The 14,953-nt window shown below is 71.5% G+C and carries 16 protein-coding genes; 12 read left to right on the top strand and 4 right to left on the bottom strand.

Features of this window, described 5'->3' with window-relative positions; all coding sequences use genetic code 11:
• Window positions 1-575, top strand: a 575-nt coding sequence (locus ACLIYP_RS17310; RefSeq protein ID WP_412714031.1) for an RDD family protein, incomplete at its 5' end; no start/stop codon positions are given.
• A gap of 201 nt (window positions 576-776) precedes the next feature.
• On the opposite strand, the gene ACLIYP_RS17305 is transcribed toward ACLIYP_RS17310, so the two are convergent.
• A complete protein-coding gene (locus ACLIYP_RS17305; RefSeq protein WP_412714030.1) occupies window positions 777-1,052 on the bottom strand; it encodes a hypothetical protein in 276 nt (91 codons plus the stop codon).
• A gap of 355 nt (window positions 1,053-1,407) precedes the next feature.
• Between ACLIYP_RS17305 and ACLIYP_RS17300 the strand changes: the two genes are divergently transcribed.
• Both ACLIYP_RS17300 and ACLIYP_RS17295 read left to right on the top strand, forming a co-directional pair.
• Window positions 1,408-3,783, top strand: coding sequence for an immune inhibitor A domain-containing protein (locus ACLIYP_RS17300; RefSeq protein WP_412714029.1), 2,376 nt, complete (start codon window positions 1,408-1,410; stop codon window positions 3,781-3,783).
• A 171-nt stretch (window positions 3,784-3,954) separates the two neighbouring features.
• Window positions 3,955-4,305: a hypothetical protein gene (locus ACLIYP_RS17295; protein ID WP_412697347.1), complete on the top strand. Its 351-nt coding sequence runs from the start codon at window positions 3,955-3,957 to the stop codon at window positions 4,303-4,305.
• A gap of 266 nt (window positions 4,306-4,571) precedes the next feature.
• Here ACLIYP_RS17295 and ACLIYP_RS17290 read toward each other — a convergent pair whose 3' ends face one another.
• Both ACLIYP_RS17290 and ACLIYP_RS17285 read right to left on the bottom strand, forming a co-directional pair.
• Entirely contained in the window at window positions 4,572-5,165 is a 594-nt protein-coding gene (locus ACLIYP_RS17290) for an isochorismatase family protein (RefSeq protein ID WP_412714028.1), read from the bottom strand.
• Between the two features lie 178 nt (window positions 5,166-5,343).
• The gene (locus tag ACLIYP_RS17285) at window positions 5,344-6,678 is read right to left on the bottom strand and encodes a nicotinate phosphoribosyltransferase (RefSeq protein WP_412714027.1); all 1,335 of its coding nucleotides are present in this window, start codon (window positions 6,676-6,678) and stop codon (window positions 5,344-5,346) included.
• Window positions 6,679-6,899: 221 nt separating this feature from the next.
• Here ACLIYP_RS17285 and clpS point away from each other — a divergent pair, with 221 nt between their 5' ends.
• From clpS to ACLIYP_RS17245, 8 genes are all read left to right on the top strand, one after another.
• A complete protein-coding gene (gene clpS, locus ACLIYP_RS17280) occupies window positions 6,900-7,202 on the top strand; it encodes an ATP-dependent Clp protease adapter ClpS (protein WP_412714034.1) in 303 nt (100 codons plus the stop codon).
• Window positions 7,202-7,804 (top strand): DUF2017 domain-containing protein, encoded by a 603-nt coding sequence (locus ACLIYP_RS17275; RefSeq protein WP_412714026.1) that lies wholly within the window; start codon window positions 7,202-7,204, stop codon window positions 7,802-7,804. Before clpS ends, ACLIYP_RS17275 begins: the two co-directional genes overlap by 1 nt.
• A gap of 456 nt (window positions 7,805-8,260) precedes the next feature.
• The gene (locus ACLIYP_RS17270; protein WP_412714025.1) at window positions 8,261-9,829 is read left to right on the top strand and encodes an alanine/glycine:cation symporter family protein; all 1,569 of its coding nucleotides are present in this window, start codon (window positions 8,261-8,263) and stop codon (window positions 9,827-9,829) included.
• A 101-nt stretch (window positions 9,830-9,930) separates the two neighbouring features.
• Window positions 9,931-10,362 (top strand): M67 family metallopeptidase, encoded by a 432-nt coding sequence (locus ACLIYP_RS17265; RefSeq protein WP_412714024.1) that lies wholly within the window; start codon window positions 9,931-9,933, stop codon window positions 10,360-10,362.
• Between the two features lie 91 nt (window positions 10,363-10,453).
• A complete protein-coding gene (locus tag ACLIYP_RS17260) occupies window positions 10,454-10,612 on the top strand; it encodes a putative leader peptide (protein WP_342745050.1) in 159 nt (52 codons plus the stop codon).
• A 96-nt stretch (window positions 10,613-10,708) separates the two neighbouring features.
• The gene (locus ACLIYP_RS17255) at window positions 10,709-10,987 is read left to right on the top strand and encodes a MoaD/ThiS family protein (protein WP_412714023.1); all 279 of its coding nucleotides are present in this window, start codon (window positions 10,709-10,711) and stop codon (window positions 10,985-10,987) included.
• Window positions 10,987-11,937: a PLP-dependent cysteine synthase family protein gene (locus ACLIYP_RS17250; RefSeq protein WP_412714022.1), complete on the top strand. Its 951-nt coding sequence runs from the start codon at window positions 10,987-10,989 to the stop codon at window positions 11,935-11,937. The genes ACLIYP_RS17255 and ACLIYP_RS17250 overlap by 1 nt, the downstream gene beginning before the upstream one ends.
• Before the next feature lie 253 nt (window positions 11,938-12,190).
• Window positions 12,191-12,946, top strand: coding sequence for an MBL fold metallo-hydrolase (locus tag ACLIYP_RS17245; protein ID WP_412714021.1), 756 nt, complete (start codon window positions 12,191-12,193; stop codon window positions 12,944-12,946).
• Window positions 12,947-13,070: 124 nt separating this feature from the next.
• Here the strand turns inward: ACLIYP_RS17245 and ACLIYP_RS17240 are convergent, their stop codons facing one another.
• On the bottom strand, window positions 13,071-14,273 hold the full coding sequence (locus ACLIYP_RS17240; protein ID WP_412714033.1) for a PTS transporter subunit EIIC: 1,203 nt from the start codon (window positions 14,271-14,273) through the stop codon (window positions 13,071-13,073).
• A 355-nt stretch (window positions 14,274-14,628) separates the two neighbouring features.
• On the opposite strand from ACLIYP_RS17240, the gene ACLIYP_RS17235 reads away from it, so the two are divergent.
• Window positions 14,629-14,943, top strand: a complete 315-nt coding sequence (locus ACLIYP_RS17235) for a glucose PTS transporter subunit EIIB (protein WP_412714020.1) — start codon at window positions 14,629-14,631, stop codon at window positions 14,941-14,943.
• The last annotated feature ends 10 nt before the right edge of the window (window positions 14,944-14,953 follow it).

Here is a 14,953-nt window from a genome sequence, read left to right as displayed (position 1 = left end):
GTCCCGAGCAGGTCGCGCCCTGGCGCCCTCCGGTCGACGACCCCTTCCTGCGGGCCGCCCGGCGGCAGGCCCGCCCCGCCGGGCTCGGACGCCGGCTGGGCGCCCGCCTGGTGGACGGCGTCCTCACCGCGGCGGTGGCCGCGGCGGTGGCCCTCCCGTTCGCCGGCCCCAGCGCCGAGCACTTCCGCAAGCAGGTCGAGGCGGCCGAACAGGCCGGTGAGACAAGGCAGATCTGGCTGGTCGACGGCACCACCGGCGTCTACCTGGCGATCGTGCTCGGCGCCCTGTTCCTGTTCGGCCTCCTCTACGAGGTGCTGCCCACCGCCCGCTGGGGGCGCACGCTCGGCAAGAAGCTGTTCGGTGTGAGGGTGCTCGACATCGAGGAGCAGGACACCCCCTCCTTCGGCGCCGCGCTGCGCCGCTGGCTGGTGTACGGACTGCTGGCGCCGACGGGCATCGGCGTGGTGAACGTCCTGTGGTGCCTGTTCGACCGGCCGTGGCGGCAGTGCTGGCACGACAAGGCGGCGCGCACCTTCGTGGCGCGCGGTACCGAGGAGTCCGTCCCGGCCGGGTGACGCTCCGGGGAGTCCCCCGGACGGCCCACCCCTGATGCGCGGTGCGCCGCGGCGCGGTCGACTCTGAGCATGAGGAAGCGAAGGCCGTACCGGATACGGAGCCCGCGCCGTCCCGAGCAGGGCGGCGCGGGCGGAGCGCCCGGCGCGGCGGAAGGCCGTACTGCCGGTGTGCGCGGCCCGGTGGTCCGCGACCCGGCCGGGTCAGCGGCGCGAGGAGGTCTCCGCCAGACGCCGGCCGCCGTCGGCGCTCTGCGCGCCGCGCTGCGCGGGCACCGTGCCGGCCGCCGGACGCGAGGCCCCTGAGGAGCGCCGGACGGGCACCCTGACCGCGACGAGCAGCCCGAGCGCGAGCGCCGCACTCGCGATGACCGCGATCCCGGCTCCCGAACGCGCCTGCGACACCAGCAGCATCGCGAGAGCCGAGAGGATGACGGTGGCCGAACCGTAGGCGAGCTGTGCGGGATTCGGACGCGGCATGACGGAATCCGTCCTCCGGGATCGGTGGTTGACCGGGGGCGAGGTCGCCGGACGGCGAACGTGGTCCGTCGAACGACTCTACGATGCCGGATGCCCGTGCGCAGCCGCGGGTAAGCCTGACCTGACTTATCGCCACCGACGCGCCGATGCACAGGGGGCGCACGGAGTCACGCCCCGGCCGCACCGCTGTCGGCCGTTACCGTCCGGTCTCCGGACTCCGCAACTGACTGGCCGGACAACCTACTTGTGTGGCGTGTTCAAATCAAGGGCTGTTTTTTCGGCCGCCGCTCATGTCGAATGCCTCCACGCGTGTGCACACACGTGCCATGGCCATGCATGGGGAGGGCAATACCTAGTGAAGAGCCAACGGAGGACTATCAGATCCGCCGCCCTGGCCACGACGGTCGCCGTCATAGGGGCGACCTTTCTGACCGCCGGCACCGCCTACGCCCACGAGGGCACCGCACCCGACGGTCGTGACCCGGCCGCCGCGGAGCACGGCGACCACGCCAAGGGCGGGCACAAGCACGGCAAGGACAAGGACGGCAAGCACGTCGACCACGACCTGCCCGGCCCGCTCACCAAGAAGCAGCGCTCCCAGCGCCTCGCGGCCCTTGAGCGGCTCGCCTCCGGCCAGAAGCCCGTGACCAAGAACGGCTCCAAGGTCATGAAGCTCGGCGACGACAAGTACGTCGAGATGGAGCAGACCAAGACCGACAAGATCTTCACCATTCTCCTCGAGTTCGGTGACAAGATCGACCCCAGGTTCGGTGGCACCCCCGGTCCGCTGCACAACCAGATCGCCGAGCCCGACCGCGAGCAGGACAACACCACACTGTGGAAGGAGGACTTCAGCCAGGAGCACTTCCAGGAGATCTACTTCGGGGAGGGCAAGGGCTCGCTCAAGACGTACTACGAGACCCAGTCCTCCGGTAAGTACTCCGTCGACGGCATGGTCTCCGACTGGGTCAAGGTCGACTACAACGAGGCCCGTTACGGCAACAACGCCTGTGGTCAGAGCACCTGCAACACCGTCTGGGACGCCGTCCGCGACGGTGTGAACCAGTGGGTCGCCGACCAGAAGGCCGCCGGCAGCACCACCGAGGAGATCAAGGCCCAGCTGGCCGAGTACGACCAGTGGGACCGCTACGACTTCGACGGTGACGGCGACTTCAACGAGCCCGACGGCTACCTCGACCACTTCCAGTTCGTCCACGCCGGCGAGGACGAGTCGGCCGGCGGCGGCGCGCAGGGCGAGGACGCCATCTGGGCCCACCGCTGGTACGCCTACGGCACCGACTACGGCAAGACCGGTCCCGAGTTCAACAGGGCCGGCGGCACCGAGATCGGCGACACCGGCATCTGGGTCGGCGACTACACCGTGCAGCCCGAGAACGGCGGCCTGGGCGTCTTCGCCCACGAGTACGGCCACGACCTCGGCCTGCCGGACCTGTACGACACCAACGGCGGCGAGAACTCCACCGCCTTCTGGACCCTGATGTCGTCCGGTTCCTGGCTGAACAACGGCAAGGACGCCATCGGCGACTGGGCCGGCGAGATGACGGCCTGGGACAAGCTGTCCCTGGGCTGGCTGGACTACGAGACGGCCAAGGCCGCCACCAAGTCGCGGCACAAGCTGGGTGTCTCGGCCCACCAGGGCAAGAACCCGCAGGCGCTGATCGTGGAGCTCCCCGAGAAGGAGGTCACGACCACCGTCGTGGAGCCCGCGGCGGGCGAGAAGCAGTGGTGGAGCGGCAGCGGTGACGACCTGCGCAACTCCCTGACCCGCACCGTCGACCTGACCGGGGCCTCCTCCGCGTCGCTCGACCTCAAGGGCTGGTGGGAGATCGAGGAAGGCTACGACTACCTCTACACCCAGGTCTCCACCGACGGCGGCGCCACCTGGACCGCCCTGGACGGCACCCGCAACGGCGAGCCGCTCGGCAAGGACGCCTCCGGCGCCCCCGCCCTCGACGGCTTCTCCGGCGGCTGGGAGGACCTCTCCTTCCCGCTGGACGCCTACGCCGGCAAGAAGATCGACCTCCGCTTCCACTACCGCACCGACGGCGGTGTGGCGGAGAAGGGCTTCACCGCCGACGAGATCACCATCACCGCCGACGGCCAGGCGATCGTCACCGACGGCGCCGAGGGCGACGACAACGGGTGGACGGCGAGCGGCTTCTCCCGCATCGGGGGCTCGTTCTCCAACTCCTACCCGCAGTTCTACATCGCCGAGAACCGCCAGTACGTCTCGTACGACAAGACGCTGAAGACCGGTCCGTACAACTTCGGCTGGGCGAACACCCGTCCCGACTGGGTCGAGCACTACGCCTACCAGAACGGTCTGCTGATCTGGCTGTGGGACACCTCGCAGCTCGACAACAACACCAGCGTCCACCCGGGTGAGGGCCTGGTCCTCCCGATCGACGCGCACCCCAAGGCCGAGAAGTGGGCCGACGGGACCACGATGCGCAACCGCATCCAGTCGTACGACTCCACCTTCAGCTGGTACCCGACGCGCGGCATGACCCTGCACAAGAACGGCGAGGCCGCCAAGATCGGTTGGAAGATGGGCAAGCCCTACTTCGACGACCGCAAGGGTACGTACTGGGACGAGTCCAACCCGACCGCGAGTGTGAAGGTGCCCGACACCAACACCCGCATCACGATCGTCAACCAGCCGCTCGACGGCAGGACGATGACCGTCCAGGTCGGACCCTCCACCAGGTGACACCCGTGTGACACCCCGATGACGCCGCGTTTGCGCAGGTCGTGGCGGTGAGGCAGTGAACGGTCGGCCGCCGCCCCCTAGCGGGCGGCGGCCGATCGTGCTGAGAATGCGCGTACCGCCCGGGGCCGGGTGGCCGTTGTTGACGTGGTGTATAACGGGGGAGTGGTGAAGATGGCAGGCGGTGGCTGGACCAGGCTGCCGGACGGCAGCGTGGTCGTGGCGCTCTCCGTGCCCCGGCCGGGGCACGGTGGGCAGCGTGCCCGCTTCCTGGTCCACGCGGCCAACCGGGCCCGCGCCCTGACCCGGCTGAGGAACCTCGGCCTGCGCGCGGTCTACCTGCGCGGCAACACCGAGCCGCCCACCCCCGACGAGATCAGCGCGGTACTGCACCACCCCGACGGCCTGGTCTGGCGCCCGGCCCCGCAGCACGGCGCCGCCGGCGCACCGGCCGACGAGGGGACGCACGCGGAGGGCGGCTTCTGGCGGCCCATAGGCGCCCTGCGCCGCGCCGCGGCCGGCTAGGGCCGCCGCGAGCGCATTCCCCCGCCTTGCGGCCCGTCCTCCGCCGCCGTGCCACTGGCGCGATCCGTGACCCGCGATCCGTGACCCGCGATCCGCGACCCGGGCCCCGTCCCTCGGCCTCCCGGGCAGGCGGAACCCGTCGGCCGGACGCCGGTGCCCCGGCGGACGGCGGCCCGGACAGGACCTCCCGCGCGCCGGGGTGCCGTACGGCGAAGCCGGGGGAGCGCCGCGCCACCGGGCGGGCCCGGCCGGCGCGGCCGCCGGGTTCAGGCGGCGCGGACCACCGGCGCGCCCGACAGCTCCACGCCCGCCCCGCGCATCTCCTCCAGCGCCAGCTCGGTGGTCCGCGCCGCCACCCCGGCCGTCATGCCGAGCAGCACCCGGGTGCGGAAGCCCTCGCGGGCCGCGTCCAGCGCGGTCGCGCGCACGCAGTGGTCGGTGGCGATGCCCACCACGTCCACCTCCGTCACCTCGCGGGAGCGCAGCCAGTCGGCGAGCGGGGTGCCGTTCTCGTCCTTCCCCTCGAAGCCGCTGTAGGCGGCGGCGTACGCGCCCTTGTCGAAGACCGCGTCGATCGAGCCGGAGGCGACGGCGGGGGCGAAGTTGGGGTGGAAGCCCACGCCCTCGGTCCCGGCCACGCAGTGCGCGGGCCAGGAGTGGCGGAAGTCGGGGTGGTCGGAGAAGTGGTCGCCCGGGGAGACGTGGTGGTCGCGGGTGGCCACCACGTGGCGGTATCCGGGGGTGCTCTGCCCGACGAGGTCGGTGATGGCCGCGGCCACGTCGGCACCCCCCGCCACCGCGAGGCTGCCGCCCTCACAGAAGTCGTTCTGGACGTCTACGACGATCAGGGCCCGGTGCATGGCGCACACCTTTCGGCTGGAGTGGCTGTAGCTGGCTGGCTGTCGCCGCGGCCGACCGCTGTGACCGGCCGCGGCGGCCGTGGTCCGCGGCCGGTGCGGTCCGCGGGGGAACGGGGGCGGGACGTGTCCGACCTTAGACACTCGGCGTCCGCCGCGGGAGTGCGAGGACACGCGGCGCTCACCCCACGGTGTACTCGGTGGGCAGGACCGGTTCGCCGCGCGAGAGCTGCGTCGCCGACAGCGGCAGCCCGTCGCGGGCCCGCAGGTGCCGCTCGCGGGCCGCCTCCAGCCGCTCGCGCGCCACGATCTCGCCGCCGCGGACCAGGTCCACCGTCAGCAGGTGGTCCGCCAGCTCCGCCGGCACCTCGCCGGTGCCGACGACCTCGGCCTCGGCCACGCCGTCCGCGTCCGGCCGCCGGGCGGCCCACTTCACGCCCCCGACCGACAGCTTCCCGCCCATGGACTTCTTAGCCACCGGGCGCAGCGGCGCGCCGGGGTCGCAGGAGTCGGCGCGGGCCACCAGCTTGTAGACCATCGAGGCCGTGGGGTGCCCGCTGCCGGTGACCAGCTGGGTGCCCACGCCGTAGGCGTCCACCGGGGCGGCGGCCAGCGAGGCGATGGCGTACTCGTCCAGGTCGCTGGTCACGATGATCCTGGTGTCCCGCGCCCCCAGCCCGTCGAGCTGCTGCCGCACCCGGTGGGCGAGCAGCAGCAGGTCGCCGGAGTCGATGCGCACCGCGCCCAGGCCGGGGCCCGCCACCTCCACGGCGGTGCGGACGGCCTCGGCCACGTCGTAGGTGTCCACCAGGAGCGTGGTGCCGCTGCCCATGGACTCCACCTGCGCGGTGAAGGCGTCCCGTTCGGTGTCGTGCAGCAGGGTGAAGGCGTGGGCGCTGGTGCCGACGGTGGGGATGCCGTAGCGGAAGCCCGCGGCCAGGTCGGAGGTGGTGGAGAAGCCGCCGACGTACGCCGCCCGGGCCGCGGCCACCGCCGACAGCTCGTGGGTGCGGCGCGCGCCCATCTCGATCAGCGGGCGTCCCCGGGCCGCGACGGCCATCCGGGACGCGGCGGCGGCGACGGCCGAGTCGTGGTTGAGGATCGACAGGACCACCGTCTCCAGCAGCACGCACTCGGCGAAGGTGCCCTCCACCCGCATGACCGGCGAGCCGGGGAAGTAGACCTCGCCCTCCGGGTAGCCGCTGATGTCGCCGCGGAAGCGGTAGTCGGCCAGCCACTTCAGGGTCGGCTCGTCCACCACCTCCCGCTCGCGCAGGAACTCCAGGATCTCCGGCTCGAAGCGGAAGTTCGCCACCGCGTCCAGGACCCTTCCGGTGCCCGCCACCACGCCGTAGCGGCGGCCCTCGGGCAGACGGCGCGTGAAGACCTCGAAGACGGAGCGCCGGTCGGCGGTTCCGCCGCGCAACGCCGCCTGGACCATGGTGAGTTCGTAGTGGTCGGTGAAGAGGGCGGTGGACGGCACGGCGACCGGCAGGCCCAGGTCTGCGGTGTTCATGGGACGGATGCTACCCCTAATCTCGTCACTTTGACGATATCCGGTTCCGCGGGATCGCGCCGCCGCCCGCCGGAACCCCGTTTGCACCACCGCCCGGTCAGGGTGGCAGCATGGGAACCGTGAGCGACGACACACACCGGACGACACCCCCGGCCCTCGCGGTCGCGCGGCCGCCCGCCGCGGACCGCGTACCCGGTCCGCGCGGCGCCCATGTGGCGTGGCTGTCGGTCGCCCCCACCGAGATCACCCGCCCCGAGTCGGACGAGGCCCCCCGGGTGGTGTCCGAGCCGGACGTCCCGTGGGTGACGGTCGTCCACAACGACCCGGTGAACCTGATGAGTTACGTGACCTACGTGTTCCAGACCTACTTCGGTTACCCGAAGGAGAAGGCCAGGAAGCTGATGATGGACGTCCACCACAAGGGCCGCGCGGTCGTCTCCAGCGGCACCCGCGAGGAGATGGAGCGCGACGTACAGGCCATGCACGGCTACGGCCTGTGGGCGACCCTCCAGCAGGACCGCTGATGGCCGGGCTCTTCCAGCCCGCGGCCGGCGTGCCCGGAGGCGCCGCCGTCGCGCTCGACGAGGTGGAGATCTCCATCCTGCGCAGCCTCGCCGTCCAGCTCCTCGAGCTCATCGGCCCCGGCCCGGGCGCCGACGAGGCCGGCGGCGAGCAGGACCCGCTCGCCGCGCTGATGGCCGACGGCCCCACCGAGCCGCCCTCCGACCCGGCGCTGGCCAGGCTCTTCCCCGACGCCTACGGCGGCCCCGGCGCCGGAGTGGACGAGAAGACGCGCGAGGCCGCCGCGGAGTTCCGGCGCTACACCGAGAACGACCTGCGCGCCCGCAAGCGGGAGGACGGCCTCGCCGTCGTGCGCGCCCTGGACTCCCTCGCTCCCGCCGGCGAGGGGGGAGCGGTGCTCACCCTGACCCCCGAGCAGTCGCGCCGGTGGCTCGGCGCGCTCAACGACCTGAGGCTGGCGATCGGCGCGCGCCTGGAGATCGCCGACGACGAGGACGGCGACGAGCTGTACGCGCTGCCGGGCGGCCCGCGCAAGCCGATGGTGATGGCGTACCTGTGGCTGGGGGCGCTCCAGGAGTCGCTGGTGGAGACCCTGGCGCCCTGAAGGCGCCGGGCGGGCCCCGGCGCCTTCAGGGCGCGACGGCCCGCCCGGCGGGGCCGGCCGGGGCGGCGGGTTCGGTGGGGCACGGCCTTCCGGCATTTGTTTGTGCCATACATTAAAAAGTCCCTGCGGGCCCGCCGTGTCGCACAGAGTGATCGAAACTCTCCGTTAATCGGATACGACGCCTCTTTGGGCGAGATGGCTGCCCGATTTGCCCTGCGATTTCCCCGTGTGACCCGACCGTAATATGAGCATGTGATCCAGGTCACACCAATGCGGTAGCGCAGCGTGATAGGAACTCCCAACCCGATTTTTATCCGAGTCTTACAACTCGGAGAACTTCGGAGGAAACTGCGCTCGAAACCGGACGCCGAGGTCGGTCCTTCCGCCGCACCACAGGCAACCACCGTTGCACCCGCCCCCACACGTCCTCGCAGCCGCTACAGCCAGAGGGAACCCATGGCAAACGAATCCTGGACGACACGGATCGACGAATCCATCACCGAATTCGTCGATCCGGTCGCCTCGAAAATCAGCGACATCGTCTTCTACACCATCCCCCTCGGGGACACCGAGTTCCCCTGGATCGTCGGCTGGCTGGTGGTCGCGGGACTGGTGTTCACCGGATACTTCGGTTTCGCCCAGGTCCGCCACCTGCCCAAGGCCCTCAAGCTGGTCCGCGGCAAGTACGACCAGAAGGACGCCCCCGGTGAGGTGAACCACTTCCAGGCCCTCACCTCCGCCGTCTCCGGCACCGTCGGCCTCGGCAACATCGCGGGTGTGGCCATCGCCGTCACCATCGGCGGCCCCGGCGCCACCTTCTGGATGATCGTCTGCGGCCTCCTCGGCATGGCGACCAAGTTCGTCGAGTGCACCCTCGGTGTGAAGTACCGCGAGGTCCACGCCGACGGCACCGTCTCCGGCGGCCCGATGCACTACCTGCGCAAGGGCATGGCCGAGCGCGGCCTGGGCGGCCTGGGCAAGGTGCTCGCCGTCGGCTCCGCCGTCGCCCTGCTGTTCTTCACCTTCTTCGGCGGCAACCTCTTCCAGGTCAACCAGAGCCTGGAGCAGCTCCAGTCCGTCACCGGCGGCGAGGACAGCCTCTTCAGCAGCTCCGGCGGCGCCCTCTTCTTCGGCATCCTGATCGCCGCCCTGGTCGCCCTGGTCCTCATCGGCGGCATGCGCTCCATCGGCGCCGTCACCAGCCGGCTGGTCCCCGCGATGGCGATCATCTACGTCGTCGCCTGCCTCTTCGTCATCCTGACCAACGTCACCGCCGTGCCCGACGCGGTCTCGGACATCGTCGTGGGCGCCTTCGCCCCCGAGGGCGTGGCCGGCGGCCTCATCGGCGCCCTGATCGTCGGCTTCCAGCGCGCGGCCTTCTCCAACGAGGCGGGCATCGGCTCGGCCCCCATCGCCCACTCCGCGGTGAAGACCAAGCGCCCCGCCACCGAGGGCCTGGTCGCGATGATCGAGCCGTTCATCGACACCGTCGTCATCTGCACCATGACCGCGCTGACCATCGTCATCGCCCGCACCCCGAGCTGGGAGGCGGCCCGCGAGGCCAGCGCCAACGGCGACCCGATCGCCTCCGGCGTCTCGCTCACCTCGGACGCCTTCGAGACCGCGATCTCCTGGTTCCCGTACATCCTGGCCGTCGCGGTCCTGCTCTTCGCCTTCTCCACGATCATCACCTGGAGCTACTACGGCCTGAAGGCCTGGACCTACCTCTTCGGCCGCAGCAAGGCCAGCGAGAACGTCTACAAGGTGCTCTTCAGCCTCATCGTCATCACCGGTGCGCTGATGTCGCTGTCCTCCCTGGTCTCCCTGGCCGACTCCTTCCTCTTCCTCGCGGCGGTGTTCAACATCGTCGGCCTCTACCTGCTGGCGCCCGTCGTCAGGAAGGAGCTCAACCGCGTCCTCGACTACGTCCGCCGCCGCGACGCGGGCGAGACCGACGAGCAGATCGAGGCGACCGAGGCCACCGGAGCCACCGGCCCCGGTGAGGCCACCACGCTCGCCAAGTGACACCCGCCCCACTGGGGGCACGGCACCGCGCGGGGCCCCGCCCGTACCGCACACCGGTACGGGCGGGGCCCCGCCCGCGCGTCCTGCCTATGCTGTCGCCCATGCTGACCATCACCCAGGAGCTGCACGACAAGATCGTGGCCCACGCCCGCCAGGACCACCCCGACGAGGCGTGCGGCATCATCGCGGGCCCGGCCGGCAGCGGACGTCCCGAGCGCTTCATCCCCATGCTCAACGCCGCCCGCTCGCCCACGTTCTACGAGTTCGACTCCGCGGACCTGCTGAAGCTCTACCGCGAGATGGACGACCGCGACGAGGAGCCGGTGGTCGTCTACCACTCCCACACCGCCACCGAGGCCTACCCCTCGCGCACCGACGTCTCCTACGCGGGCGAGCCCGGCGCCCACTACGTGCTGGTCTCCACCGCGGAGTGCGGCAACGACGAGGGGCCCTTCTCCTTCCGCTCCTTCCGCATCGTCGACGGCGAGATCACGGAGGAGGAGGTCAGGATCGTCCCCGCCTACGAGGACTGATCCACAAGCCCCCGACAACAGGTGAGACGGCGGGGTCCGCATCATGGAACAGGTATCCGGATCCGGAGGCGGGAATCGTTACGATGAGCCCATGGTTAACCACGACGTGAGCGATACCCGCCGGGGTAAGTCCCCGGGCACGCTGCTCGTGGCGCGCCTGCACGTCGATCTGTGCCGCATCGCCAGCGCCATGGGGTCTCCCCGGTGCCGCGGTGCGGCATGCCGGTGCCGCGCGGCCGACCGCGTCTGACCCGGACGGCCACCCCCGCGCGGCCCGCCCGCCCGGCCGCACCCCGCGCACGCGCCGGGCCCACACGCTTCCCGCCCCTCCCACAGGAGTACACCCATGGCCATCGAGGTCCGCATCCCGACCATCCTCCGCACCTACACCGACGGGCAGAAGGCCGTCGAGGGCGACGGCGGCACCCTCGCCGAGCTCATCGAGGACCTGGAGAGCCGCCACAGCGGCATCCGGGAGCGGCTGGTCGAGGGCGGCGAGCTGCGCCGCTTCGTCAACGTCTACCTCAACGACGAGGACGTCCGCTTCCTGGACGGCATCTCCACCAAGCTGAGCGACGGCGACAACGTGACGATCCTCCCCGCCGTGGCCGGGGGCATGCGCTGATGCGCTACGACTCGCCGATCGCCGCGGTGGGCAACACCCCTCTGGTGCGCCTGCCGCGGCTCTCGCCGTCCGAGGACGTCCGCATCTGGGCCAAGCTGGAGGACCGCAACCCCACCGGCTCGATCAAGGACCGCCCGGCCCTGTACATGATCGAGCAGGCCGAGAAGGACGGCCGGCTCACCCCCGGCCGCACCATCCTGGAACCCACCTCCGGCAACACCGGCATCTCGCTGGCCATGGCGGCCAAACTCAAGGGCTACCGCATGGTCTGCGTCATGCCGGAGAACACCAGCGCCGAGCGCCGCCAGCTGCTGGCCATGTGGGGCGCCGAGATCATCTCCTCCCCGGCCGCCGGCGGCTCCAACACCGCCGTACGCGTCGCCAAGGAGATCGCCGCCGAGCACCCCGACTGGGTCATGCTCTACCAGTACGGCAACGCCGACAACGCCGGCGCCCACTACGCCGGCACCGGCCCCGAGATCTACGCCGACCTGCCCTCGATCACCCACTTCGTCGCGGGGCTCGGCACCACCGGCACCCTGATGGGCGCCGGCCGCTACCTGCGCGAGAAGGTCCCCGGCATCCAGATCGTCGCCGCCGAACCGCGCTACGACGACCTCGTCTACGGCCTGCGCAACCTCGACGAGGGCTTCGTCCCCGAGCTGTACGACGAGACCGTCCTGACCACCCGCTACTCGGTCGGCTCCGAGGACGCCGTCACCCGCACCCGCGAACTCCTCGCGCAGGAGGGCATCTTCGCCGGAGTCTCCACCGGCGCCGCCCTCCACGCCGCCATCGGGGTCGGCCGCAAGGCCGTACGCGCGGGCCAGAGCGCCGACATCGTCTTCGTCGTCGCCGACGGCGGCTGGAAGTACCTGTCCACCGGCATCTACACCGCGCCCACCACCGAGGCCGCCGTCGAGGCCCTCCAGGGGCAGCTCTGGGCCTGAGCCCGGCCCGCGCATCCCGCACGTCCGCGACGCCCGCCGCGCCCCGCCCCTCCGGCAGCCGGGAGCGGCGGTGCGGCGGCCGCCGCCCGGTGCCGCGCGCCCCCCCGGAGCCGCGCGCCGCGCGATCCGCACCCCGCACCACCCCCGCCCTGGTGATTCCGCCCACAACGGGGCACTGCGGAGGAGCCACCGGCCCCCGTGCGCCTTACGCTCAGGTAACCCCTCTTCCCGGGCCACGGAGGTTCCTTCCCCTATGAAGCTCACCGTCGTCGGCTGCTCGGGATCGTTCCCGTCCGCGGAATCGGCCTGCTCCAGCTACCTCGTCGAGGCCGACGGTTACCGGCTCCTGCTCGACATGGGCAACGGCGCCCTGGGCGAGCTGCAACGCCACTGCGGCCTCTACGACCTCGACGCCATCGTCCTCAGCCACCTCCACGCGGACCACTGCATCGACATGTGCGCGTACTTCGTGGCCCGGTACTACCGGCACGAGGGGGGACGCTGCGAGGCCATCCCGGTGTACGGCCCCAAGGGCACCGAGCAGCGGCTGACCACGGCCTACGCCGACACCCCGTCCGAGAGGTCCATGAGCGAGGTCTTCGACTTCCACGACCTCGCCCCCCGGAGCACCTTCCGGCTCGGACCGCTGACCGTCACCGCCGACCGGGTGCGGCACCCGGTGGAGACCTACGGCTTCCGCGTCGAGCACGGCGGCAGGGCCCTCGTCTACTCCGGCGACACCGGCCCCTGCGACGCCCTGTGCGACCTGGCCCGAGGCGCCGACCTCTTCCTGTGCGAGGCCTCCTTCACCGACGGCAAGGAGGACATCCCCGAGCTCCACCTCAACGGGCGGCAGGCCGGGGAGTGCGCCCGGGACGCGGGCGCCGGACGACTGGTCCTCACCCACATCCCGCCGTGGACGGACCCCCGGCACAACCTGCGCGACGCGCGGGACGCCTTCGGCGGGCCCGTGGAGATGGCCCGCCCCGGAGCCGTCTACGAGATCTGACCGGCCGCCGGCCGGGCCCGCGGCAGCCGGGCCCGGCCGGCGCGGCACGGGCCGTACGGCGCCCAGGACACCGGGACCGGCACGAGCGGCCCGGCACAGGATCCGGCGCAGGCCCGGCGCAGGGCTACGCCCGGTACTGGGCCTTCTCCTGCTCGGCGATCTCCTCGTCCGACTCCCGGCCCGGCGTCGGCAGGTCGAACCGCGTGATCGCGAACCGGAAGACCGCGTAGTACACCACCGCGAAGCACAGCCCCAGCACCACCAGCAGCCACGGTCTGGTCGCGATCCCCAGGTTCAGCAGGAAGTCGATGGCCCCGGCGGAGAAACCGAAGCCGTCCCGCGCCCCCAGCGCCCAGCTCAGCGCCATCGACACCCCCGTGAGCACCGCGTGGACCGCGTACAGCGCCGGCGCGATGAAGATGAACGTGAACTCGATCGGCTCGGTCACCCCGGTGACGAAGGCGGTCAGCGCGATGGAGAACATCATCCCGCCCACCACCTTGCGGCGTTCGGGCCGCGCGCAGTGGTACATCGCCAGACAGGCCGCGGGCAGGGCGAACATCATGATCGGGAAGAAGCCGGTCATGAACTGACCCGCCGTCGGGTCCCCGTGCAGGAAGCGCGCGATGTCCCCCTCGTACCGCACCCCGCCGTCCTCGTAGGAACCCGCCTGGAACCACGGGAACGAGTTCAGCAGATGGTGCATGCCCACCGGGATCAGCGCCCGGTTGGCCACCCCGAACACTCCCGCCCCCAGCGCGCCCGAACCCACCAGCCACTCGCCGAAACCGTGGATCCCGGCCCCCAGCACCGGCCAGGCGTATCCGAAGACCACACCCAGCAGCAGGCCCGCGAACGACGCCAGGATCGGCACCAGCCGGCGGCCGCCGAAGAAGCCGAGCCAGTCCGGCAGCTTCCTGCGGTGGTAGCGCTGGTAGAGCACGGCGGTGACCAGTCCCATCACCACACCGCCCAGCACACCGGCGTCCGCGGGCCGGGCGACGCCCTCCTCGGGGGGCAGGTTGGGATCGCTGAAGGTGGCCATCACCTGCTGGAAGACCAGGTAGCCAACGACGGCCGCCAGCCCCGTCGAGCCGTCCGCCCGCCTGGCGAAACCGACCGCGATGCCCACGGCGAACAGCAGCGGCAGATTGTCCAGCAGCGCCCCGCCGCCCGCCGCCAGGAACTCGGCGATCCGGTTGACGAAGTCCGGGAAGCCCTCCCGGCCCAGCATGTCCTCGTAACCCAGCCGGACCATCAGAGCCGCCGCGGGCAGGACGGCGATCGGCAGCATCAGACTGCGGCCGATGCGCTGGGCCACCGCCATCGCGCCCGCGCCGCGCCTCTTTCCGCCCCCGCCTCCGCCGCCTCCGCCCCCGTCGCCTCCGTCGTCGGATGTCCTGGCAGTGGCCGTGGTCATCGGCTTCCTCCCGTGGGGCCGTGCGGTCCGCGCCGCACATCCGCATCGCAAGCATCACAAGGGCAACAGAGCGCTTAAGTCACCTTGTAACACGAACAAAGGCATCGAAAGCACCCAGCCGGGCAACGAGGCCGACGGAACGGGGACAGTGCCGGAATGCAGTACGCGGGCCGCCCGCGGGCCCGCACCCCCTTCCCCGCGGGGCCGGGAAGCGGTATGGAGCCGATGGGCCCCTCTCGCGAAGTGTGCATAACGTGGGTTAATGTGCCAACCCGGTCCACATGGGGCACGGACACAGGACGGGCCGAGACGGTCGGCGGCAGCCGGCGGGAAGGCGGAGGACATGCCCGGCAAAGCGGAGAAGATCATCGCCGGACTCGGCGGCATCGACAACATCGTCGAGATCGAGGGCTGCATCACCCGCCTGCGCACCGAGGTCGAGGACCCCGGCCTCATCGACGAGGCCGCGCTCAAGGCCGCCGGCGCACACGGCGTCGTGAGGATGGGCTCCGCCATCCAGGTCGTCATCGGCACCGACGCCGACCCCATCGCCGCCGAGATCGAGGACATGATGTGACAGGGCCGCC

This window comes from Streptomyces nanhaiensis, assembly GCF_046614825.1.
GTDB classification, from domain to species: Bacteria; Actinomycetota; Actinomycetes; order Streptomycetales; family Streptomycetaceae; genus Streptomyces; species Streptomyces radiopugnans.
The sequence above is the reverse complement of the archived record's forward strand: the minus strand, read 5'-3'. Positions and strand labels throughout refer to the sequence as shown.

Bases quoted from the DNA above. Each gene is read 5' to 3' on its own strand.
- ACLIYP_RS17305 (WP_412714030.1), bottom strand. From the start codon at position 1,052: ATGCCGCGTCCGAATCCCGCACAGCTCGCCTACGGTTCGGCCACCGTC.
- ACLIYP_RS17295 (WP_412697347.1), top strand. From the start codon at position 3,955: ATGGCAGGCGGTGGCTGGACCAGGCTGCCGGACGGCAGCGTGGTCGTG.
- ACLIYP_RS17290 (WP_412714028.1), bottom strand. From the start codon at position 5,165: ATGCACCGGGCCCTGATCGTCGTAGACGTCCAGAACGACTTCTGTGAG.
- ACLIYP_RS17285 (WP_412714027.1), bottom strand. From the start codon at position 6,678: ATGAACACCGCAGACCTGGGCCTGCCGGTCGCCGTGCCGTCCACCGCC.
- ACLIYP_RS17275 (WP_412714026.1), top strand. From the start codon at position 7,202: ATGGCCGGGCTCTTCCAGCCCGCGGCCGGCGTGCCCGGAGGCGCCGCC.
- ACLIYP_RS17270 (WP_412714025.1), top strand. From the start codon at position 8,261: ATGGCAAACGAATCCTGGACGACACGGATCGACGAATCCATCACCGAA.
- ACLIYP_RS17265 (WP_412714024.1), top strand. From the start codon at position 9,931: ATGCTGACCATCACCCAGGAGCTGCACGACAAGATCGTGGCCCACGCC.
- ACLIYP_RS17260 (WP_342745050.1), top strand. From the start codon at position 10,454: ATGGTTAACCACGACGTGAGCGATACCCGCCGGGGTAAGTCCCCGGGC.
- ACLIYP_RS17255 (WP_412714023.1), top strand. From the start codon at position 10,709: ATGGCCATCGAGGTCCGCATCCCGACCATCCTCCGCACCTACACCGAC.
- ACLIYP_RS17250 (WP_412714022.1), top strand. From the start codon at position 10,987: ATGCGCTACGACTCGCCGATCGCCGCGGTGGGCAACACCCCTCTGGTG.
- ACLIYP_RS17245 (WP_412714021.1), top strand. From the start codon at position 12,191: ATGAAGCTCACCGTCGTCGGCTGCTCGGGATCGTTCCCGTCCGCGGAA.
- ACLIYP_RS17240 (WP_412714033.1), bottom strand. From the start codon at position 14,273: ATGGCGGTGGCCCAGCGCATCGGCCGCAGTCTGATGCTGCCGATCGCC.
- ACLIYP_RS17235 (WP_412714020.1), top strand. From the start codon at position 14,629: ATGTGCCAACCCGGTCCACATGGGGCACGGACACAGGACGGGCCGAGA.